Below are 21,725 nucleotides of genomic sequence, written 5' to 3'. Positions count from 1 at the left end.
GGTTCAGTTCCAGCCATTGCGCACCAGCGTCACCGTCATCAGGTGATCGTTGGCATCGATGGAGTGGGCGACGCGGGCGACGAGATACTTGCCCGAATGGCGCTTGCCGGCGCCGTGCAGCTCGGCGACGGTATGTGTGCGCACGACCTGCTTGAGCCGCCGTTCGCGCACTGCCAGCGTAGCGGTGACGAACCAGCCTTCCTCGATCAGCGCGGCTTCGCTGCGGGTGATCAGATCACCGGCATCGTCGACCGGATGGGTGAGCCGGGCGCGGCGCGGGCTGGTCACGATGTCCGCAAGCGCCTTGTCGGCCATCGGCGTCAGCGGCGAGCGATCCACGCTGCCGTCCATGTCGGAGGCGGCGAATATGTCGCGGTTGGCGGCATCGGTGGCGACGACGCGTTCGGCATCCCACTCGATCACCGCATCATCGATGTTGCGGTCTGCGCCCGCCAGATGGAACACGGCCGCCGGGGCCTGATCCACCGGAGGCCGCACGACATGCGCCGAGGCAAGCGTGGTCTTGGCATCGTAGGTGATCCAGAACCAGCAGCCGTTGCGCCGGGCGAGGCGGCGCAACAGGTGCAGATCGGATTCGCGCTGCACGAGCGCGTTCTTCGTTTCATCATGGACCACGCTGGTCGGCAGCGCGATCTGCTCCGGAGCAATGCCGGCCTTGCCGAGCAATTCGCGGATTGCCGCATCGTCGGTGGTCGAAGGCCAGACCTTGACCTGGACTTCGCGCGCCATCGCAATGGTCACATCGCCGCCGATCACATCGAGCGTCGAGCCATCGCCGCCGGTGGCGACCGCGATGCGCTGGCGGGTCACCGGACCGCGCACGAGGATTGCGGTGCTGGCGCCATCGACGACGCGCACGGCAAGCTCGGCCTCAGGCCCAAGCGCATCATCGCTGACGAGTTGCAGATCGCCATCAGCAATCGCGATGTCGTAGGAGAGCACGAACGTCGTGCTCGCGCCCACCGCCTCCACGATCTCGACCCGCGCCGGCTGGGTGAAGCCGGGATCGCTGGTGCCGCCGGGCAGAACTTCGCATCCGAGTGCCACGCGCGCATCACTCCTAACGCTTGACTGGAATGCGGACTTCGCGAAGCTCGCTGAGCGCCTCGGCCGTCATCGTGTCGTTGATTTCGCCAAGCCGCCAGAAGCCGGCCGGATCACCGAGGTAGAGCGCGGCAAGATGGTCGGGCCGCTCGCCCTGCCGCCGCAAATGCCGTCCGCGCAGCGCCTGCGTGAGGGGCGGAGCTGGCGGAACGGCCTCGACGGTGCGTCCGCGTGCATCAGTGGTCAGCACCGTGGGGAGATCGGCATAGCGGCTCTTGGGATCGAACAGGGACATGATCGCGCTCCGGCCCGTTACAGTGGCAACATGCCGACGATGGATTCGACGGCATTGGCGAGGTTCGCGGTGGCGAGGACTTCCTTCTGGCCACGCGTGAACTTGTAGCAGGCGACCGCCAGCGCCGCGGCCGCGCCGGTGGCGGGATCGCCGGTGACTTGCACCAGATCATCCTCGGTCAGCACCTGCACGCCGATCGTCGCTTTGGCGCGGATCGGGTAGAGCATCGGGGAGAACGCCTGCTCGTCGATCGAGAGCGACTTGATCCGCACCGGCACGATGCGCCCCGGACCCCAGAAAAACAGGACGATCGGCGCATCCCGCCGCTCCAGCGCAGGTTCGAGGCTGGCGCCGCCACCCGCTTCGATCCCGCCCGCGCCGATCGAGACGCTGACCGAGCCGAGCAGATTGCCGAGCAGGCTGTCGCCCGGCGGGTACATCAGCATTTCAATCGCAGCGAGCCGGTCCGCAACCCCGGCCAGCACCGCAACCGGATGGCTTTCCGGTGATTCCAGCGCGTCGGTCGCATCGACCTCGAGCACCAGCGAGAATGTCTCCTTCGGGTCATAGGGCTGCGAAAGCGCGATCTGGCTGTCGCGGTAGGCCTTGACCTCGGCTTCGTTGGTGACGACGCCGTCCTTGCGCTCTTCGTAGACGCGCTTGGCCGGCGGCTCCCACGGAGTGAGGGTGCGCGTCAGCGTCTCGGGATTGTACTGGAACATGATGATGTTGGGCAGCGGCACCAGCATCGGCGCGCCGAAGTAGATGAGGGCACCCTTGAGCAGCAGCGGGCCGTTCGGATAGGTCATCGCATCACCGCCTTTCGAAACCGAATGCGGCGGATTCGAAGGCGGCGACTTGCGCCTTCACGACCTCGGGGATGATATCGCCGCTGACCGGTCCGGGTGTGTAAGCGGGCTGGACGGTGGTGCCGCTGCGGATCGTGGCGGACTGCGCGGCGGCCACCAGCGAATTGTAGTAATCGATCTCCTGATGATCTAGCGCGCGCGCGAGCTTCTTGTTCATGTGATCCTGCATCCAGGTGTAGGACTTGCATGCGGCGGTGAAGATCGCGGCGCTGAGATCGCCGTCGGTCACTGGCGCGCCCTTGATCTTCGGCAGGTCGTTCTTGGCGAAGGTCTTTCCCGCGCGCTGAGCGGCGAGCGCCTGCAGGCCCTTCTTGTCAGCCACGGTCGCGGCATAATCGCCAAGGAACGAACGGAACTTGCCGTGGATTGCCGCACCCTGCGAAGGGCCTGCGTTCGGCAGGTCGTCGGGCTCTACCGAAACATGGACGTTGCCCAGCGTGTGGGCGTGCACCGAAAGCAGGATCGTGGGCATGTTCGGCCCGCGATCGCCGCTGTCATTGGCCGCGACGCGGATGCCGTCGGTTGCCCCCGGTGTCTTGCCGATCGTCGCGACCCGCCCGCCCGTGGCCGCCGTGACGCCCGGGTAGAGGCTCAGCGGATGCGGGAAGGGCTGGTGCCGGTCCTTTGTGTTCACGAGGTATTCGATCAGCAGATACTGCACGGTGTGATGCGAGGCGCGGTCTGTGCCCTTCTGCTGGTCGGGATTGTCCTTCTGGCCATACGTGCCGAGCCGCAGCCCGATCTGGCCGTAGTCCTTGCCGCCGTGCTGGGTGCGGGCGCGGGGCTTGATGTCGGTGTACTCGGCCCAAGTCGGTACGGCATCGCCCGGCAGATCCCGTGTCGGCGGCGGATTGACGTAGGCTTCGGCGAGCGACTTGGCCTTGAGGCCGAGCGCGAGTGCCTTGCCGCCCTTTGCGGACACGGTGGTGAAGATGCCGGGGCCGGGCTGCAACCCCTGCAAAGCGAGGCGCGTCTTGGCCTGATAGAGTGCCCGCTTGGCCCCGGCCTTGGGGAAAGTGGCGTCGATCACCTCGTCCCACAGCTTGGCGGTGCCGCCGATCATCGGCAGGTGGAGATAGGTGACAGCAAAGGTCTTGAACGGATCGTCGAGCGAGATCGTGTCGCGCTTCTTGCCGTCGGGCCCCGGCTCCTTGGTCGTGTTGAATTCGATGTCGACCGAGATGCCTGTCTTACCGAAGAAGAACTCCTCCAGCAGCGTTTCGAGCCGCCCGACATTGAGGATGGGCGCGGTTTCGACCTTCGCCTTGGCCGTGCCCTTGCCGGATTTGATCTTCACCTCCTGCAAGGCGCCGCCCAGCAGATGGGGAATGCCGTCGATCACTTCCTGCTTGCGGTTGACGAGAATGTACTCGCGCAGCGCTTCGGCTGCGGTGCCGAACGGATCCTTGAACGTGATGCGCGAACCGGCTGAACCCTTGGGGCCGAGTGCTTCAATGAGCTTTTCGGGGAGTGCCGTGCGCAGACCCGGTGCTGCCTTGTTGACCTCTGCGGCATGTGCCGGGGTTTTCATCAGCGCCGCCGCGTTCTCTTCAAGCGAGGTGGAATCGCCCAGCTTCTGGAAAAACCTCTCGGCAATGTCGGTAAGGCTGGGAGCGATGCCGGCGCTGTGGCTGACGGGGCGAGGGCCTGCCGCCCTGCTGCGTGAGGCCTGCGCGAGATGGTCCGCCTGACGTTCAGCGCCGCGATCGATCCGCCAGCGCGCCGGGCCAGAACCCGCACTGCCGGCGACCGGCTGCGCCGGGTGACGCTGGCCAAGCGGGCGCGGCCCGGTCTGCTGCAGCACGTGGGCCAGTTCGTGATGGAGCACATCGCGGCCGCCGCTGCCGCTGGCCGCCACCGCGCTGTCGAGCCAGACGTGGCTGCCGCTCGTCGCCGCCCTTGCGCCGGACGCCCGCAGGCTGCTGTCGACGGCGCTGCCCTGATGCACCCGCACATGTCCGAAATCGTGGCCGAAGCCGCGCTGCGCCGCCGCGCGCTCGCCCGGGCCGAGCGCTGTGCCGCGCCCGGCGGGAAGCTGCGGCGGTGCCGGCGGCGTGGCTGTCCCTTGCGCTAGCATCGGCGCGACATCGCCGCTCACGAAGGACGCCGCGAGATCGGGGATGGTCAGCGTGGGGATCGATTTCAGGAACGGCACGCGGACCAGAATGGCGTGCCACTCGTCGGAGATTTCGCTTGCCGCGAGCTTGAGGTAGGGATCGAGCGAGGTCTTGATGTGGTCGCGCCACAGGATGTTGGGATCGATGCTGGCCTTGCGCATCTCGTCGGCGACGGTTCTGAACAGCTCGTCGTAAAGCTTGCGCATCGGCGTTGCGTTGACGACGCTGCGGGCCCCTTTGACAAACGGGCGATATTTTATCGGCAGGTGGTCGATGACGAAGTTGACCACCATTTCGATGATCGCCTCGAGCGGGACCAGTTCGCTCGGCAATTCAAAGCTGGCGAGGCCTTCGATGATCCCGTCGAAGCGCTTGTAGATCGCCTTGAATTCCTCCAGCGCGTCGGCAGCCTGGTCGATGCCGAACTCCTTCAGCGAGACACCTTCGAGCCGGTAGAGGTTGCGTGCGATCACCCGCATGATCAGCGCGGCCCACGGCGAGCCCTGGATGCCCAGCTCGACCTTGTGCATGGCAAAGCTGGTGGCCGTGTGCATCGCCTCGGCACCGCGGAAAAGCGTGGTGCTGCCGCTGACCAGACCCTCGACCACGCGCTTGATCGAGCTGTCCTTGGCTTCGTCTCCGGAATTGGCCTTGCTCTTGAGCACGCCCATCCGGCCGGCCAGCTCCATCGCCGCTTCCAGCGCCTTGATCGTGGGCGGCGTGGTATCGCCCAGCACCAGCCAGCCCCACAGCACCTCGCGTGACATGTCGTGGCTGATCTGGCCGATCACTTTCTCGAACAGCGGGCCGACATCGCCGCTGAGCAGCGACTTGATCGTGGCGTATTCGCTGCTGCCCCAGAACTGCAGGATCGATCCGGTGATCTCGGCGGCGGCAAGCGCCTCGGAAATGCCGGGGACTTCGGCGAAAGCAACCTGGATCGCAAGCGTGAGCACGCTGGCGCCCTCGGTCATCACTTCGCCGAGAATCTCGAGGTTGCGCAAGGTGATGTGGAGATCGAGCGCATAACCGAGTTCGGAGAGCAGCGCGGTGTCGTCGGACCAGATTTCCTTCTGTTCCGTCTGGCCGGTGCGATTGTCGGTGCGCATGATCGTGACCAGCCGCACGCGGGGATCGCCCGGCTTGCTGGCCCTGCCATTGATGACGAGGTTGCGCGTGCCAACCGCCTCGCGGTCCCATTCGACGACCGAAGGCACGCCGAGCATGGCCGGTTCGTAGTGAAAACTCTCGTGGACCGTGACCAGCTGGTAGACCGCATTCCCCGCGTCGAAGAGTTCGCCGGGATGATCTGGTGAGCCATCCGACCCTGCCAGCGCGAACCCGCGCCCCGCGATGCGCAGCACGTTCTCGCTCTTCAGCCCTTCGACCACCAGGGCATCGGCCTGATGCTGCTTCACCGTATCGGCGAATTCGCCCGCCAACGTGCGCAGGATGCGGACGCGGCGGTCGAGATCTGCAGGCGGGAAGGTCAGCTCCAGCTTGTTTTCAAGTAGCTGGACGTTGGCAGGATCGCTGGCAAAGGCGGCCGCCCCATCGACATGGCGGTGGAGCGGCAGGATGACGTCGAAGCGGTCAGTCCCGGCGATCCGCACGCTTTCGCCGATCAGCGTAGAAGTTCCGAGCTTGCGGGTCAGCACTGGGGCCAGTTCGAGCATCAGCGCGGTCATCTGAAGCCGCTGCTCGGAGAGGTTCGACGGCTGGACATTGCCGGCGAAGATCTGCGTCAGTTCCAGCGCGCGGCGCGGGGCGTTGAAGAAAGCGTCCGGGTCCTTGAGGAAGGATACCTGCACTTTCTCCCACTGTTCGGCGATCAGCGGCCCGACATAGCGGCGCTCGATGTTGGTCGCCCGGCGCATCGGCCCGGCGAGCGAGGCGAAGTCGCTGTGCATCTGCTCGCGCACCGCAGCATTCTGAGCGGTGGGGTCCTTGATCAGCTTGCCGAGTGCGATGAGCCACCGGGCCGGACCGCCCACGTAAGCATCGGGCCAGCCCAGCGGCACGCCCTTGTCGGTGATGAGATCGGGCACGCCGGGCAGGTTCGCCAATGTCTCGCATAGCTCGGCGAGGTTGCCGATCACCCAGGCAGTGAATCCCTCGCGATGGGCCTCATAGGCGCGCGGCAGCACGAAGACCTCGTCTGGCGCGAGCGTATCGGCGAGCGCCTGCACCACCGGGTGCCTGTTCGTGCCCTTGTCGCGGACCAGTAGCGCCGGCACGTCATTCCGGTCATCGCCGGGACGGACGAACAGGATCGTCGCCTCCCTGCTCACCCTGTAGCGGGTGGGCACCTTGAACAGCTTTTCGGTCGCCCCGAGAGCGATGTTGACGATGGGCGTGTGGCGGGTCGACCCATCCGGAAGAACGGTGTTGACCCCGGACTGGTCCTTCAATGCCACCTGCAGCTGCGCAAGCAGCGTGCCGTAGTAGGCCGAATAGACGAACTCGACGAGGGCCTGGCCGGATAGCGGGATGCCGCTCACCTCGTCCTTGGGGAAATCTCTGGCGAACTCCGCCAAGGTCGCCGGCACCGCCTTGAATGGCTCCAGCAGGGCAACGTAGCTGCGGGTGACACCGGCCTGTTCGGCCCGGTAATCCGTGAAGATCGCCTCGGTCAGGCGCTGATAGCCGAACAGGCTGGCCGTATCGAAAAACAGCTCCAGCGTGCGGCGATAGCCCAGCGCCGCTTCATCCTGCTGGCGGATGCGCCCGGCCTCGTCTGCGGCCTTGCCGGGCGCCGTGAACGCTTGCAGCAAGCGGCTTTCCAGCCGGTAGAGGCTCAGCAGCAGGATGCCGTAGACCATATCGTCGGTGACTGCGGCGGTGACCTCGCTGGCCGGATCTGCGGCGCTTGCGTCGATCTGCGGCAATTCGCGCACGTCGAGCGTTTTCTCGCGCGCCGCGAAAGCGCCGTCGATTGCGAAGGTCACTTGTGCGACGGCAGCGGCAGCAGCCTTCTGGTTGCGAGCCAGCGCCGCGCCCGAGGGGAGGCCTCCGCTTTCAAGCCGGGCCGCGATTGCGAGTGCGGCGACCAGAGCAGCTTCGACTTTCGCGAGACCCTTGATCGAACCGGCGCGCGCGCGCACCGCCTTGCGCAGGGCGTCCGATATGATCTGCTGCTCTGGCGTGGCATTCGCAGCCGGCGCGTCGGACGCGGCCGTCGCCGCTTCGATCCGGCGCCACGCTTCGGCTGACCGCGCGGCAATGGGTGCGATGCGCGCGCCGGCATCAGCAGCGATAACAAGGACTTCGGGTTCGACCTTTGCAGCGCGGGCAAGGTTGGCGAGGCCGTCCTTGTCGGCATAGATGGCCATCACTTGCCGCTTGAGTTTGAACCGCTCGAGCGGGTCTCTGGAGCCCATGAGCAGCTTTTCGATCGCTCCGAAGGTTTCGAGGCGCACCGTATCGAATGCGGCCAGTGCCCGCAGCGCGGCGGCGGTGCGCTCGTGCGGCATCAGCGGGGTATAGGTCAGCGCCTCGGCAATCGCGGCGCCGATGGTTTCGTTGAACTTGCCGTTTGGATCGAGGTTTTGGCCGACCCGGCCGAGCCCGTAGAAATCGATCCGCGCAACCGCGACGACGGCGCCGGGATAGTACTTCTTCGCAACCGGATGCATTGCAAGCTCTGCCAGGACCCACGAAGGATTGGCCGGACGGGTAGCTTCGTAGAAAGACCAGCTGCCAAACGCAGTGACCATCGGCGGCTTGTCGCCCACCATGGCGGCTGCATCGCCATTCGCGCCGAGCGCCTTGAAGCAATTGTGGTAGACCGTGCCGAAGGCCGCGCGGTCGGCGACTTTGGCGAGTTCGCGCAGCGCGACGAGCGCGGTTTCGGTGTCCTGCCCGTCGACGGCCTTGCGGATCGCCGCAATCTCGCCCTTCGTGGCGGCATCAGGATCAGCCGCCAGATGGCGATCGAGCACGGCGAGGCAACTGTCTGTGCCGGTTGCCGTGTTCAGGAGGCCGAGCTTGGCAAAGCGGGTGCCGATATCGAGCCCGCCGGCGAGTTTGGCCGCTTTGCCGCGCACATCGTCGTTGTAGGCTTCGTCCGCCGCATTGGCTGGCCCCGGTGCGCATTGGACGGGGGCGATGCCGGTAAGCGGCTGCGCTGCCAGAAGTCCCCGCGCATTGCGGCGCCCGGTTTGCTGCAGCACGTGGGTGATTTCATGGCCGATCAGCGCGCGGCCATCAGGAGACGCTGGATCGAAGCGGCCGGGCGCGAAATAGATCGCGGTGCCGCTGGCAAAGGCGCTGGCGCCAAGCGCACGCACTGCAGAACCGGCAGCACCATCGCGGTGGACGCGCACCGCCCCGAGATCCGCCTCGAACGCCGTTTCCAGCGCGCCGAGGAGGCCGGGTTCGAGCGCAACGCCGATGCTGCCATGCGGGGCGAAACCGGCTGTTGGCGCCGCAGACAGACCGCGCGAAAGTCCGCTCTCGCCGCGTGCAAATCTCGCCCCGCGTTGATCCGCCTGCCGTTCATGGGTGCTCCGCTGGCGCAGCGCCAAAGCAGGCGCGGACCGGGCCTGCTGGCCGCTGGTGCGGCGCGGGGAGCGGGCCGCGGCGCTCATGCCGGCTCACCCAGCGCGATGGCAAGGTCATGGTCCGAAAGGCTGACGCCTTCCTTGCCGAGTTCGCGCGCCAGCATTTCACCGAGCAGACGCGCGGTTGGTGCCGCGCCGGTGCGCCGGGCGCTGAAAGCGGCTGACAGTGCCGCGTTCTTGATGAGCGCGCCGCTCGCCTCGATTTCGGCGACGCGGGCAAGTTGAGGATCAAGATTGCGGGCCTGTGGACGCGGAAACAGCGCGGCAATTGCCTTGCGCCAGATTTCCCGCCGCGCCGCCGCGTCAGGCGCATGGAAATCGACCACATGGCGGATGCGGCGCAGGAAGGCACTGTCGATATTGGCCTTGAGGTTGGTCGCGAGGATGACGATGCCCGGATAGGCTTCCAGCGCCGTCATCAGCACGCTGCTGTCGTAGTTGGCGAAGCGGTCGTTGGCGTTGTGCACGTCCTCGACGCGCTTGGCGTAGAGCGCATCGGCCTCATCGAAGAACAGCACCGAGCGCTGCGCGGCAGTCGAGCCGAGCAGTTGCTGCAGGTGCTGGGCTGTCTCGCCGACCCATTTGCTGACGACGGCCGAGAGATCGACCGAAAGCAGATCGAGCCCGAGATCGGCGGCGATGACGTTTGCAGCCATGGTCTTGCCGGTGCCCGGAGGCCCAGCAAACAGCGCCACCAGCCCGCGGCCATAGGGAAACAGCCGGGCGGCGGCAGGTTCCGCCCAGAGCCGTAGCCGCTCGCGCGCCTCGAAGGTCACTTCCTCCAGCCGGGCGCGCGTTTCCTTGCGCAGCACGAGGTCGTCCCAGGTAAAGGCCGCATCGATGCGCCGCGTGAGCGGGCTGCATTCGCCGCGCAAGTGCTCGCGCAGTGAAAGGTTTGCCGCCGCGGCATTGGCCGGACGGCTGGCGGCGACACTGGCGATCTGGCTGACCGAAGCCGCGTGGCACAGCGCCAGATCGGCAAGTTTGCCGGCGGGCCATCGGGCGCTTTGCGGTAGCAGCATTCGCCACAGCCGCTCGCGTTCGGCAGGCCCAGGTGCGGCGGGAACGAGATCGTGGTCGTCGCAATCGGGATCGGCGGCGAGGGGAGGCCCACTGCCATGGATGATCTGCACCGGGTAGCTGGCCACGCCGACCGGTGCTGGAAGGCCGGTGTCGGCAGCTGCAAAGAAGGGGATGCAGCCATCAAGAAAGGCCTGACGGTGGAGCCGCACCGCCGCGTTCTCTGCATCCGCGAGGCCGCCCGGTTCGACCGCCAGCACCGGCAAGCCGATGCGCCGCCCGAGGGCTGCGGCAAACCAGCGCGCGGCCAGTTGGTCCTCGGTGTTCAGGCGAATCCGCACGCGCCGACCCGCACGGAACGCCGCGCTCAGCCTCTCTGCCAACTCGCCGAGCGGCCATTCCGCCAGTTCCAGCCCCGGCGGCAGGATTTGCGCCCGGCCTGCCAGTGCCCGGTCAAGCTCGTGATCGCCGGCAAGCCACGCCAGTATGGCCGGATCGAGCGAGAGCGCCGCGCCGCCATCGATCAGCGGATGTTCCTGCACCAGCTTCCACAGCAGCAAGGGAGAACCGCTGGGCAGCCGGGGCCGGAGTGCGTGGCCCAAGAGGCTGCTGACGAGGAGGACGGTGACATGCCCGCACGATCCCTCGCGTGACACAAGCGCCGCCCGCAGCGCGGGTTCATAGGCCGCGGCCCAGAGCACGGCGACTACATCGCGTTCGAGCGCATCGAGCACGAACAGCTCTGCCAGCCTGTCCAGCCGCCCTTCTGGTAGTGGCGCCGGGATCAGAGCCCCGTCCAGCGCAGCCGCCACGCGCTCCTGTTCGTATGCGCGCTCGTCCAGCGGATCGAGCGTATGCGGTGCAGGTTCGCGCGCCGGGCGGGCCGTCATGGCACGGTCTCCCACCAGGGACCGGATTCCGCCGAACGGACGATCAGGCGGATCGGCAGGACACTGCCGGGCACGGCGCTTGCGGGAAAACGGAAGCGAAGGGTGCTTGTTGCGGCGGCGGGCGAGGAGGGCGTGTGGAACTGCCCCGGTCCGGGCGGAGAGGTCGGGCTGCGGGTCAGGCGGTCAGAACCGGCGAAGACCATGAGGTCGCCGTCTGCCAGCAAGTGTGGTTGGAAGCGGTCGACCTTGATTGTGCGCACGGCCCCGCCGGTGACAGACAGGATCGCTGGCGCGATCGCGAAGCCGATCTGGTTCGAGACCGCATCGAAATCGCGCTGCGAACCATCAGGCAGCGTCTTGCGCGCGGTGGTGCGGACCATCGCGCCATAGATGCCGGGCAGCAGCGTGGTGCCGCTGGCCTTGGGCTGCACTTCTACGCTCAGGACAGAGCCATCGGTTGCGAGCTTCCAGGCGGCATCGGCGACCACCGGATCGGCGAAATCCTGATGCGTGAGGAGCAGCGCGGTGCGATCACCCTTGAGATCTGCGCCGGAAACGATGAGCCGCCCGCCATAGGGCACCGACGCCGGCGAAAGCTCGAGCTGACGCGGTTCGCTTTCGCCCGGTGCGAGAAAGGCGAGCGTGTTGGTCACCGCATCGATGCGCGGTTCGCCGCGCACGAAAGTGTGGACGCCGACCATCAGCACGCGGCCGCTGCGGGTCATCGTCTCATCCGGTTCAAGCAGCGTCGCGGCGACTTCGTAGTACGCGGCAAGGCGCACCGGGCCGGTTCCCGCCTGCCAGTATTGCGCGGCTTCGGTTGCCTCGGTCGGGCGCAGGCTTACGCGCAGCAGGTTGCGGCGGCCGCGCATGGCGGTCGGCATCACCAGCACCGGGCCACCTTTGCCGATCACGATCGTCGTGTCGTCAATCTTCGCACAATCGCGCAGAGTCTTGAGCGCGAGACCCATCATCAGCTGGTCGGCGAGCGCCCTGAGGTTGGCGTCGGCGATGTTGGAGCGCGGAGTGAGCACATAGGACAGCGTGAGGCTCATCGGCCGCAGGCGTTGCGGGTTGTCGCCGCTCGCCGGCCAGTCCTGCGCGACGGCATGGGCAGCCTCGCGAACGTGGTAGAGGTAGAAGCTGAGTGCGTGAGCGCCGTTCACGGCATCGGGCGGGCCGGCCGAGACATTCAGCGTGGCGCTGCCCGGCCAGACAGGAAAGGCCGGCAGGCGCTCGCTCAGCATGGTGGTGAAACAGCGGGTGACGAGGCTGAGATCGAGCAGCGCCATGGCGATCAGCCTTGCCCGATCCCGAAGCGCAGGATGCCGAGGCTATGCGCCAGATCGCTGCGCGGCGCTGCGGATGAGCTGACGGCGATCACCCGCGCATCGCGCGCGGCGTCGATCAGTGGGGGTTGCGGCTTGCGCGCCCGTTCAGGCCGCTGCGGCGCGGGCCTGGCTTCTGTGGGCGGTGCTGAGCGCCTTGCCGCCTGCGCAGCAGCGCGTGGCAGCGGCGCTTCGGCGGGCTTGGGCGGTACGACCGTGTGTGATGCCTGCAGCGGCGCAGATGGTGCAGGCGGCAGCGCCGGCGCAGCGCGAATGGCGGGTGTTTCAGCGGGTGCGGTTTGCTTGCCGGGCTGCAAAGGTTCGCGCTCGGACGTCGCCGGAGTTGCCGCGTAGCTTGGCGATCGAGCAAGGTTCGGCGCGATCTCGTTGAAGAAGGCGTCGGCTATCGCCAGCGGATCGGGCGGGGTCACAGCTGGCGGGACGGCGCCGGGCTTGTCGGTGAGCGCCGCAGGTGCCGCTGCGCTGCGTTCAGGGGCAGGGCTGGCCGCGCTTGCTGAATTGGGCTGGGGGCGGATCGGCTGTGCGAGAGGGGCAGGCGGATGGCTCAGGACTTCAGAGGCGCGCGCAGTTGGCTCGCCTTGCGGCAATATCTGGGGTGAGGCGGGCGCGATCGGCGAACTTTGCGCCGTTTCTTCGGGCAGCCACGCGGCAACTTGCGCAAAGGGATCGAACAGCGCTTCGCCGCCCGATCGGGGCACTGCCGCCGCGCGGCTCAGGAGGCGTTCGCGATAGTTCATTCGGCTGCGCCCAGCCGATGCGCAAAGGACCGCCGCACTCCGCGCGGGAGGCTCAGGATCTCGGCAAGCCCCCAATGATAGCCGCTGGCAAGTTCGTGCACTTCGCCCAGCACAGCCTCGCGTTCATCAAGCAGGCGCTGGAGGGTGAAGGTCTGGATATCGAACCGCGCCAGCGCCTCGTGGCCGCATTCGGCGCAGGGTGCCTCGAGATCGACGTCGAGTAGCGGGGCCAGTGCCTCAAGCCGTTCGTCGAGATCGGCGGGGATAGGGCCGCCATCACCGATCATCGCGTTGGCGAGTTGCGCCTGCCCGGCGAGGGGCCCCGCTTGCGCGGCGGCATCCTCCTCTTCGGCTGAGGGCAGGTAGATCACAGCGCTGCCATCCTCCAGCGTGCGCAGTGCAATCACCTCGCTGGGCGCGCGAGCGCTTTCGATCTGGCGCTGCAGGTCTGAGAGGGTGAAGGAGAGGTCGTAGGGTGCACCGCAGGCCGCGCATTCCAGCGAGGAGACGATCCGGTCCCCCCACAGGCCGCGGTGCAGCGCCGCCAAGAGTAGATCGCGGTCGCTGGCCGATAGGGCGACAATGGCATCGGGCGGATCAGCCAGCCGTGTGAGCAACCGGGTGGCCGCGCGCGTATCGATGCCCTCGAGCGAGAGTTCGTCCTGCCCGGTCGGCTCACGCAGGCGAAGTGTTGGCGGGTCCGCAAAGCTGGTGCGCGGGGAAACGCGCTCGGACCACCCGCGCGCGGCCACGATCATGTCTCGGCAGGTTCGGCAACGTCGAGATCGCGCACCCAGCCTTCGTTCTGGATGACGATATGTTCGAAGGCCACCGCATGCCCGTTGGCATCGAGTTCGGGCAGGGCCTGGTATTCCGAGACCCAGCAGCGGAACACCTTGTAGGTCTTGGCGATCACGCCCTGCTCGTTGAGCAGTTCGATCAGGATGTCCTTGCGGAAGCCCTTGAGCGTCTGCACCATCCCGCCTTCGACGGTGTAGACCTTGTTCGCCCAGTCCTCGAACTCGAGATCGTGGGTCACACCGCGTTCGAGCGTGATCGGTTCGAACTTCCACACCGAGGGCGAATGGCGCGAGGTGCTGGCATCACCGCCTTCGCGGTGGGAAACGATCTCGGTGCTGCGCTTGAGCGCCGAGACTTTCGATACCCCGGCGACATAGCGCCCATCCCATTTCACGCGGAACTTCATGTTCTTGTAGGGATCGAACCGGTGCGTATTTACGGGAAACTGGACCATTGAAAGACCCTTTCGATGGGTGTCAGGCCTGGATCTGTCCGGCCATCTGCTGTAGCGTCAGCACGACGAACTCGGCTGGCTTTAGCGGCGCAAAGCCGACGACGATGTTGACGATGCCGAGATTGCGGTCGTTCTGCGTGGTGGTGCTCGCGTCGCACTTCACGAAGTAGGCATCCTTGGGCGTCTGCCCTTGGAATGCGCCCTGCCGGAACAGGTTGTTCATGAACGCGCCCACGTTCAGGCGGATCTGCGCCCACAGCGATTCATCGTTGGGTTCGAACACGACCCATTTGACGCCGCGATAAAGGCTTTCCTCGATGTAGAGCGCGAGGCGCCGGATCGGCACGTACTTGTATTCGGAGGCGAAGCCGTCATCGCCGTCCATCGTGCGGGCGCCCCAGTTGACGATGCCATTGGGGAAGACGCGGATCGTGTTGATGCCCTTGGGATTCATCACGCCGTTCTCGCCATCGGTGAAGCGATACTGGACTCCGGTCACCCCGCGCAGATCGGCTTCGGTGCCGGCCGGTGCCTTCCACACCCCGCGCGAAGCGTCGATCCGCGCCATCAGCCCTGCAATCGCACCGCTCGGCCCGACGAACACGTCCTTGCCCGCTTCGGTGATCTTGAGGTTCGGGTAGAACAGCGCGGCGTAGTCCTTGACGAGGCCGATGCGCAGCGTGTCGACGCCGACGGCAGGCCCGGCTGCCTTCTGAGAGTCGGTCCAGTCTGAGGGCGGATCCATGATGAGGAAGGCACGGCGGCGTTGGCAGAAAATGCTCGCCGGCCCCCACAGCGCGCGGGTGGTCGCATCGACGTGACCCGAATCCTTTGGCAGCACGAGCAGGTTGAACAAGTCGATCTCGCGATCCGCCGTCTGGTAGGCGCGCTCGTAGTCCGCCGCGCTCGGCGGACCGCCGTTGACTCCGGGGACAACGCCCGACTGGAATGCACCGCCAGCGCTGCCGAGGCTGTAGTAGCGGGTGTTCTGGTTGAAGTTGGGGCCGATATCGGTGCCCGATGTGCTGACCGCTGCCGAAAGGGTGTCCGGGCCGTTCACCGGGAGGATCGCGAGGCGCGAGCCGCAGACCTCGGCTGTCCACGGGAACAGCGGATTGGCAGCGCGAAAGCCCTGGATGGCGGAGGCGATCAGGCCGAGTTTCTCGCGCACGCCGTCCGAGACGGGATCCGGCGGCCCGGCGGGTTTCGCGCTGTTGCGATCCTGGAAGAACCGGGGATCAGCAATCGGGACGGCAGGAGCGGCGACTGCGGTCGGTGTTGTTGCAAGCAGCGGCCCGAGCGGCACGTCGACCCCGCCAATGGTGATCTTTCCGAGCGAAGTTGCGCCCGTCTGCTTGAGCGCTGCGAAGGCGACTGCTGCGGTTCCGCTGGCATGGTCGGGGACGAACACCACGCCGTTCGGTGCTGGCCGGCTTGCGGCCCAGCGCGAGACTTCCGCGCCGCCTTGTGCAGTGCCGAGCATCAGCGCTGCGGCAATGTCGGTTGCCGGGTTCGGGCCGGGGAAGATCTGCACATCCCCCGCCGCCGATGCGATGCGCAGCAGCTTGGTCGTCTGGTTGGTCTCACCGGTCTGCCCGGCTGGGCCATTCTGGAGGCTGACGGTCACCACCGAGGGACCGACCCGCGCGTTGATCAGCCCGGCAATTGCGGTGCAGATGTTTGTCTGGATCGTCGCGGGATTGAGCAGCGGTGCAACGGTGAAGTCCAGATCGCCAAGATCGACGAGCTGTGCCGGGCCGCCATCGACCGAAATGCGGAACTGGAAGCTGGTGCGCGAAGCCGTCTTGCCGAACAAAGCGATCAGTTCGCTGCGCAAGTTCGCATTGGACGCTGCCGCGATTGGCCGTCCGCCTTGCGAGAACCCGGGGCCACCCGGCGCTGCGCTGGCATCGGCAGCTGTTACCAGGCGCGACTGCTGCGTGAGGATGTCGGGCGCATAGCGCGGACTGTTGGGGTTCATGCTGAGGCCGACGTAGATTTCGCCGTCGACCTTGGTATCCGCGCCGGTGCTGCTTCTGGCCCAGCGAAAGACCTCGAGGTTGAAGCTCGCTTCGGGATCGCCGGTGCCATAGCTGACGCCGATGCGGATATCGTTACCCAGTGCGCCGGGCGACCGCGCGGTAATGTCGAGCGAGGGAGCCTTACTTTCTGTAAGGAGCTGGACCTTGGCCGCTTTGACGGTGTTGGTGCCCATCTCGTCAGCAATGCGAGAGACGTAGCACTGCGTGCCGCCGTTCTGGAAAAACAGCCGCACCGCACGGGCCAGATCGCCCCCGGCATACTGGCTGGTGAACGCGCGCTCGAAATCCTCGATGCTCAGGCATTGGATCGGATCGTAGAGCGGGCCTTTGAGAGCGCGACCGACGAAGAGCCCGATCGAGGTGCCGACGCCGGTTATCGTCCTGACACCGCTGGGAATTTCCTGAACATAGACGCCGGGATACGTGACGGTGACGGGCATGGCGCGCTTCCTTGCAAGTCCTGGCGGTGCTGGCCGCAGCCCACGCACCAAAGGGTTGTCGGCCGATTACTTGTCGGCCAACGCAAAACGGGGCAATCATCGCCAACAACAGTGAAGTTGTCGTACGAAGAAATCTGCCGAGTTCCAGAGTAAATCCGGAATACTTCCGCAATCAGATGAAATCTGTCGGGAAGAGGCGCATCCTCTCGAGCCCAGCCTGAAGACTGGAACTCATGCCAAAATCCGACAAATCTGCTGAAAATGTGCGTTTTTTGCATCGTTCCTTATAGGAACGTTGTTCGACCCTTATTCGAACAATGCGAAAGTAGGTGATTTCCGATGAATGAGTCAACTGTAGATCGTCGCGGAAAAAACACGGCATATCCGCGAATATTGTCGGTTAACTCAGGATTAACTGTACAATTGTTACACCCCGACTCGGGCGATGGCGGAAGTTTGCCGCGCATTTGCGCGCCTTGCGGCGCCTGCGCTCAGCGGGGCGGGTTCCAGCCGCCGCCCAATGCGAGGAACAGCGTGATCTGATCGTCGTTGGTTGCCGCACGCGCCTCTGCAGCGGCGAGGTCTGCGGCGACGAGATCGCGTTCTGCCTCTAGCGCGGGGAGTGCCGCGATCCTGCCGCCGCGCCGCAACTGTATCGTGGTGCGGGCAACCACAGCCGCCGCATCGCGCGCATGGTCCAGATCGGCTTGCTGCTGCAACCCGGCGGAATAGGAGTTGAGCGCGGTTTCCACCTCGCGCAGCGCCCTGATGACTGCACCGTCGAAGGTCGCCAAATCGGCCTGCGTCTGCGCTTCGGCTGCTGCCACGCGCGACCGTGCGGCCCGCCGGTTGAGCGTCCAGCTGACGAGTGGACCGATGCCATAGCGGTTGGTCAGCGGCGAAAGTGCATCTGCCACTGCGCCGGTGGAACCGATCGAGGCACCCAAGCGGATGTCCGGGTAGAGCGCGGCGGTTTCGACGCCGATGCGCGCGGTGCTTGCGGCGAGCCGGCGTTCAGCCATCCGGATGTCGGGCCTGCGGCTGAGGAGTGCCTGTCCGTCGCCGACAGGAATGGCCTGAGCCAGAGCCATCGGGTGGCGGCAGGCGAGCAGCGATCCATCCGCCTGTCCGGGCACGCGCCCTTGCAGCGCAGCGATCCGGAACAGTGCATTCTGCCGGCGTGCAGCAAGCCGCGGCAGGCGCGCTCTGACAGCCTCGAGCAGCCCCTGCCTGCGGTCGATCTCCAACGAGGCGGCGCGCCCGTTCTTCACGAGTATGCGTGTCAGCGCGAGCGCTTTCTCCTGCAAGGTAATCGAGCGCCCGAGCGTATCGAGTTGGAAGCCCCCGTTGCACAGATCCGCATAGGCCCGCGCGGTTTCGGCAGCCACGTTGATCTGCACCAGATCGCGCGCGGCAAGGGCCGCTTCCGCATCGGCGCTCGCTGCCTCGATCCCGCGCCTTAGGCCGCCAAACAAGTCGAGATCATAGCTGAAGGCCGCGCCCGCATTGTAGATCTGGCGGCGCGGGGGCTGGACATGCTGCAACTCCGCCTCGGCCGAGCGCTGCGCGTAGCTGGTCTCCGCAGCAAGGCTCCCCTGCCATTCCCGATCGGCGCCGCGTGCATCCAGCAAGTCGAGGCTGCGCGAGAGGTTGGCTTCCGCCACGCGAAGGTCCGTGTTGGCAGCCATGGCATCGGAAATGAGCCGGTCGAGCACAGGATCATCGAACAGCTGCCACCAATGGTCGGGGAGGGGTGCTGCGTTGGTGGCGCCGCCGCTCGAAAGGAACGCGCCTTGGGCCTCTGGCGCGCGAACCACGGCGTTGTTTGGCACATGATAGTCCGGCCCCACGGCCGCGCATCCGGCGAGCAACAGCGCCGGGATCAGCGCAAGGTGCCGCCTTACCATGGCAGGCTGCGATGAATTTCGCGCCCGTCGCTGCGCGGATGCACGATGACGGTTGCCGTCTGTCCCGGGATCATCCGCACATTGGGGGGGATCCTGTCCACCGCCACCCGCACCGGTATGCGCTGGGCGAGCCTAACCCACGTGAAGGAGGGGTTGACGTTGGCAAGCTGCCCATCCGCTCCGGCGCGCTCTCGATCCTCGACGCCGCCCGCGATGCTCTCGACATGCCCGGTGATCTCATCGCGCACGCCCATCAGGTAGACGCTGGCAGGATCACCGATGCGGATGGCGGGAAGCTTTGTTTCCTCGAAATAGCCCTCCACGCGCATCGACTGGTTATAGACGAGCGCAAGCGCGGATTTGCCCGCCGTGAGGTACACGCCGGGCTGTAGCGACACGTTGGAGGCCGTGCCCGCGACCGGCGCCCGCACGACAGTTCGCCCGAGATTGAACCGGGCGAGATCGCGCGCCGCCGCTGCCAGCCGGATGCTCGCGCGCAGTTCATCGACCTTGGCGCCGCCCTGTTCGGTCTGCTCGGCTGCGACCACATCGGGCATTGCGCGGTTGCGCCGGTCTTCGCGGACAGCCTGCGCCAATGCGGCCTGCTGGTTGGCGAGCGTGGCCTCTGCCTGTTCCAGCGCCAGCTGGTAGCGCGGCCTGTCGATGACGAAGAGGACGTCGCCTTGCTTCACGATCTGGTTGTCGCGCACCCGCACTTCGGTGACGAGGCCGCTGACGTCCGCCGCCACCGGCACCAGATCGGCCCGGACCTTGCCGTCGCGGGTGATCGGCGCGACCTGATAGCGCAGCCACAGCGCATAGATCCCGGCAAGGATGCCGAACAGGACGGCAAGGGTCAGCACGGACCGCAGGAGATTTCGGAAAACGGGCATGTTCAAGAAGCCAGCCAGGAGGTGAGGTAGGTATCGGCAAGGGCTCCGAGCCCCCACCAGATGAGCACGAACAGGAGCAGATCGAGCAGGCCGGGGTGCCACACGAGCTTCTCCGCCGGTATGCGCTGCAAGGGGACGCGCAGAAGATAGACCGCCACTGCTGCCACGACCGCCCAGACGAGCGCGGCGGGCACATAGACGCCGAGCAATTGGATTTCCTCGATCATGCCGCAGCCTGCCAGTGCGGCGCGGATGCGTCCGGAAACAGGTTGCAGCGCATGCCGACCAGCGCTTGCAATGCGGCCTGCCGGTGTTCCTCTGCGGGCAGAGCCAGCAAGTCGGCCAGCGCATCGTCGATATGCTGGCGCAGCGTATCAGGGGCCGGCAGCGGCACACCCTTCCACCAGCGATCTGCATAGAGCCCGGTGAGGCCCGCGAGCACGGTGCCGAGATGACGACGCATGTCGTGCGGAACATGGGGGAGCGCACGGCGCAAGGGGATGACGTTACGCCCGATCCTGAGGTCGGCAAGGCCGTCTGCCGCGTGCAGATCGCCGCCGGACCGGGCCAGCGCCATGCGCGCCGCAACCTGGCCGAGGCGGTCGATGGCTGAGGCAGTCCAGCGATCGGGTCGGAACGGCCGGCGGATATCGGCGAGCTCAGCCACATCGGCCCAATTTGCCCGCACGATGCGCCGTGCGGTCCAGATCACGCCAGCCGAACGGAACAGCCGCGTGACTGCCAGCGTCGCCACGATCCCGCCGACTTGCGCAAGGCCGGTGTTGATGAAGTTCGCGAAATCGGCCTGAAAGCGGGGAAGAAAGCCCATCGCGACGATGAAGCAGGAGAACATCGGCAACGCTTGCGCCGAACGTTTCGGATCGGCCTGAATATATCCCATCCACACCAGCGTCGGCGCCAGCGTGACCACCAGCATCTCATACCCATCGACACGCGGAAGGATCACGAAAAGGTAGAGCGCGGCGAACGGAAAGGTCTTGAGTGTCGCGATGAGGTAGCGCCCGATCACGGGAGCGGGATCGTCCTGCGCGGCGAAGGAGCATGTAATGAGCGCGGCAAAGGCTGCTGTCGCAGATCCGTTGGGCCAGGCAAGCAGGATCCACACCGCGCAGTAGAGCACGATTGCCGTGCCGGTCGCGAGCCCTGCCAGCGCTGCCACGCCGTGATCGCGGGCAAGCGTGAAGGGGGCGTCCTCGAGGCTGGCGTCGTTTGCACCCCCGGGCTCCCCGATGCCTGCGTAAAGGCGCTCGCTGGCGACAAGTGCATCCAGAAGCGCCGCCATGCGCAGGCAGGCGCTCGCTGCCAGCAGGCCATCCCAGTCGTGCGCCTTCTCCAAGCTCACCGCCAATTGCCGTGCCTGCGCCGCCAGCACGGCGGCCTGCGTGAGGTTGCCTTCGCCGGGGCGCAGCCAATCGGTCATGTCATCGAGGAGCACGGCCAATTCGGGCGAAATGCCAGGAGCGGCGCGCAGCAGATCAAGCCGGTTCGCGGCGGCAGAAGCCAGCGGCAGAACGTTGGCGAGTTGCTGCTGGAGCGCGTAGACGCGCCGCCGGGTTGCAGGTGCCCAGCGCTGGTCAAAGGGCAGGTGGACCGCGATCATGCCGAGTTCGGTGACATCCGCCGCCAAGGCCCGGCGGTGCTCGTTTTCGAGACGGGTGTGCTGGCTGGAGAGCGCCTCCGCGGTCCACCGGCGCGCATGATCGAGAAAGGAGCGCGCCCTTGCGCGGATGACCGGCGTCGCGCTCCATGGTTGCAGCAGCGCGTGCACAGCAGTCACGCTGAGGATCGCCACCATCATTTCGAGCACGCGGGCGATAGTGGTCTCGAAGATGCTGCTGGGATCGTCGAGGTAGGGAAAGCTCATCACCGCCGCGCTGAACGCTGCCATCTGGAACAGAAAGGCCCGGGGCGTGCGGTCAAGCACGGCAAGGTAGATGCACAGTCCCGTCCACGAAGCCAGACACAGCACCAGAAGTTCGGGCGCATTCTGCAGGTTCGGCACCAGAAGCAGAGTCATCGCTGCGCCGGTCAGGATGCCGCCGATGCGGTAGAGCACCTTGGGCCGGAACGCGCCCGCCATCGGCTGAGCGGTGACATAGACGGTCAGCAAGGCCCACCATGGCCGCGGCATGCTGGCCGCAAACGCGATAGCAAGCGTGATCGCTGCCGCAAGGAAGCTGCTGAGCGAGAACAGCAACTTTTGCGGATCGACCACTACCAGAGGCAGCTTCAAGCGGTGTTGGGCAGTGAGCGTGGACATCGA

14 protein-coding genes are annotated in these 21,725 nt (G+C 66.3%); all 14 read right to left on the bottom strand.

Features of this window, described 5'->3' with window-relative positions:
* Nucleotides 1-3 precede the first annotated feature (3 nt).
* Nucleotides 4-1,068: a contractile injection system protein, VgrG/Pvc8 family gene (locus NSE01_RS02835; RefSeq protein WP_147158118.1), complete on the bottom strand. Its 1,065-nt coding sequence runs from the start codon at nucleotides 1,066-1,068 to the stop codon at nucleotides 4-6.
* 13 nt (nucleotides 1,069-1,081) lie between these two features.
* Nucleotides 1,082-1,360, bottom strand: a complete 279-nt coding sequence (locus NSE01_RS02830) for a hypothetical protein (protein WP_218033236.1) — start codon at nucleotides 1,358-1,360, stop codon at nucleotides 1,082-1,084.
* Nucleotides 1,361-1,377: 17 nt separating this feature from the next.
* Nucleotides 1,378-2,169 carry a hypothetical protein gene (locus NSE01_RS02825; protein WP_147158117.1) on the bottom strand — a complete coding sequence of 264 codons (792 nt, stop codon included), beginning with the start codon at nucleotides 2,167-2,169 and terminating at the stop codon, nucleotides 1,378-1,380.
* Nucleotides 2,170-2,173: 4 nt separating this feature from the next.
* Nucleotides 2,174-8,935, bottom strand: coding sequence for an eCIS core domain-containing protein (locus tag NSE01_RS02820; protein WP_147158116.1), 6,762 nt, complete (start codon nucleotides 8,933-8,935; stop codon nucleotides 2,174-2,176).
* Nucleotides 8,932-10,818 carry an ATP-binding protein gene (locus NSE01_RS02815; protein WP_147158115.1) on the bottom strand — a complete coding sequence of 629 codons (1,887 nt, stop codon included), beginning with the start codon at nucleotides 10,816-10,818 and terminating at the stop codon, nucleotides 8,932-8,934. The genes NSE01_RS02820 and NSE01_RS02815 overlap by 4 nt, the downstream gene beginning before the upstream one ends.
* Complete coding sequence (locus NSE01_RS02810; RefSeq protein WP_147158114.1) at nucleotides 10,815-12,110, bottom strand: Pvc16 family protein; 1,296 nt, start codon at nucleotides 12,108-12,110, stop codon at nucleotides 10,815-10,817. Before NSE01_RS02810 ends, NSE01_RS02815 begins: the two co-directional genes overlap by 4 nt.
* Nucleotides 12,111-12,115: 5 nt before the next feature.
* Entirely contained in the window at nucleotides 12,116-12,904 is a 789-nt protein-coding gene (locus NSE01_RS02805) for a hypothetical protein (RefSeq protein ID WP_147158113.1), read from the bottom strand.
* Entirely contained in the window at nucleotides 12,901-13,656 is a 756-nt protein-coding gene (locus tag NSE01_RS02800) for a hypothetical protein (protein WP_147158112.1), read from the bottom strand. Before NSE01_RS02800 ends, NSE01_RS02805 begins: the two co-directional genes overlap by 4 nt.
* A gap of 2 nt (nucleotides 13,657-13,658) precedes the next feature.
* The gene (locus tag NSE01_RS02795; RefSeq protein ID WP_147158111.1) at nucleotides 13,659-14,159 is read right to left on the bottom strand and encodes a phage tail protein; all 501 of its coding nucleotides are present in this window, start codon (nucleotides 14,157-14,159) and stop codon (nucleotides 13,659-13,661) included.
* Between the two features lie 22 nt (nucleotides 14,160-14,181).
* Nucleotides 14,182-16,641: a phage tail sheath family protein gene (locus NSE01_RS21480; RefSeq protein ID WP_147158110.1), complete on the bottom strand. Its 2,460-nt coding sequence runs from the start codon at nucleotides 16,639-16,641 to the stop codon at nucleotides 14,182-14,184.
* Between the two features lie 491 nt (nucleotides 16,642-17,132).
* Nucleotides 17,133-18,548 carry an efflux transporter outer membrane subunit gene (locus NSE01_RS02785; protein WP_147158109.1) on the bottom strand — a complete coding sequence of 472 codons (1,416 nt, stop codon included), beginning with the start codon at nucleotides 18,546-18,548 and terminating at the stop codon, nucleotides 17,133-17,135.
* A complete protein-coding gene (locus tag NSE01_RS02780; RefSeq protein WP_147158108.1) occupies nucleotides 18,542-19,441 on the bottom strand; it encodes an efflux RND transporter periplasmic adaptor subunit in 900 nt (299 codons plus the stop codon). The genes NSE01_RS02785 and NSE01_RS02780 overlap by 7 nt, the downstream gene beginning before the upstream one ends.
* A 2-nt stretch (nucleotides 19,442-19,443) precedes the next feature.
* Nucleotides 19,444-19,668 carry a DUF1656 domain-containing protein gene (locus NSE01_RS02775; protein WP_147158107.1) on the bottom strand — a complete coding sequence of 75 codons (225 nt, stop codon included), beginning with the start codon at nucleotides 19,666-19,668 and terminating at the stop codon, nucleotides 19,444-19,446.
* On the bottom strand, nucleotides 19,665-21,722 hold the full coding sequence (locus tag NSE01_RS02770) for an FUSC family protein (protein ID WP_147158106.1): 2,058 nt from the start codon (nucleotides 21,720-21,722) through the stop codon (nucleotides 19,665-19,667). The genes NSE01_RS02775 and NSE01_RS02770 overlap by 4 nt, the downstream gene beginning before the upstream one ends.
* Nucleotides 21,723-21,725: the final 3 nt, after the last annotated feature.

This window comes from Novosphingobium sediminis, from assembly GCF_007991615.1.
In the GTDB taxonomy this organism is placed as follows: Bacteria; Pseudomonadota; Alphaproteobacteria; order Sphingomonadales; family Sphingomonadaceae; genus Novosphingobium; species Novosphingobium sediminis.
The sequence above is the reverse complement of the archived record's forward strand: the minus strand, read 5'-3'. Positions and strand labels throughout refer to the sequence as shown.

Excerpts from the sequence above, each read along its gene's own strand:
- NSE01_RS02830 (WP_218033236.1), bottom strand. The coding sequence starts at position 1,360 with ATGTCCCTGTTCGATCCCAAGAGCCGCTATGCCGATCTCCCCACGGTG.
- NSE01_RS02825 (WP_147158117.1), bottom strand. The coding sequence starts at position 2,169 with ATGACCTATCCGAACGGCCCGCTGCTGCTCAAGGGTGCCCTCATCTAC.
- NSE01_RS02820 (WP_147158116.1), bottom strand. The coding sequence starts at position 8,935 with ATGAGCGCCGCGGCCCGCTCCCCGCGCCGCACCAGCGGCCAGCAGGCC.
- NSE01_RS02815 (WP_147158115.1), bottom strand. The coding sequence starts at position 10,818 with ATGACGGCCCGCCCGGCGCGCGAACCTGCACCGCATACGCTCGATCCG.
- NSE01_RS02810 (WP_147158114.1), bottom strand. The coding sequence starts at position 12,110 with ATGGCGCTGCTCGATCTCAGCCTCGTCACCCGCTGTTTCACCACCATG.
- NSE01_RS02805 (WP_147158113.1), bottom strand. The coding sequence starts at position 12,904 with ATGAACTATCGCGAACGCCTCCTGAGCCGCGCGGCGGCAGTGCCCCGA.
- NSE01_RS02795 (WP_147158111.1), bottom strand. The coding sequence starts at position 14,159 with ATGGTCCAGTTTCCCGTAAATACGCACCGGTTCGATCCCTACAAGAAC.
- NSE01_RS21480 (WP_147158110.1), bottom strand. The coding sequence starts at position 16,641 with ATGCCCGTCACCGTCACGTATCCCGGCGTCTATGTTCAGGAAATTCCC.
- NSE01_RS02785 (WP_147158109.1), bottom strand. The coding sequence starts at position 18,548 with ATGGTAAGGCGGCACCTTGCGCTGATCCCGGCGCTGTTGCTCGCCGGA.
- NSE01_RS02780 (WP_147158108.1), bottom strand. The coding sequence starts at position 19,441 with ATGCCCGTTTTCCGAAATCTCCTGCGGTCCGTGCTGACCCTTGCCGTC.
- NSE01_RS02775 (WP_147158107.1), bottom strand. The coding sequence starts at position 19,668 with ATGATCGAGGAAATCCAATTGCTCGGCGTCTATGTGCCCGCCGCGCTC.
- NSE01_RS02770 (WP_147158106.1), bottom strand. The coding sequence starts at position 21,722 with ATGTCCACGCTCACTGCCCAACACCGCTTGAAGCTGCCTCTGGTAGTG.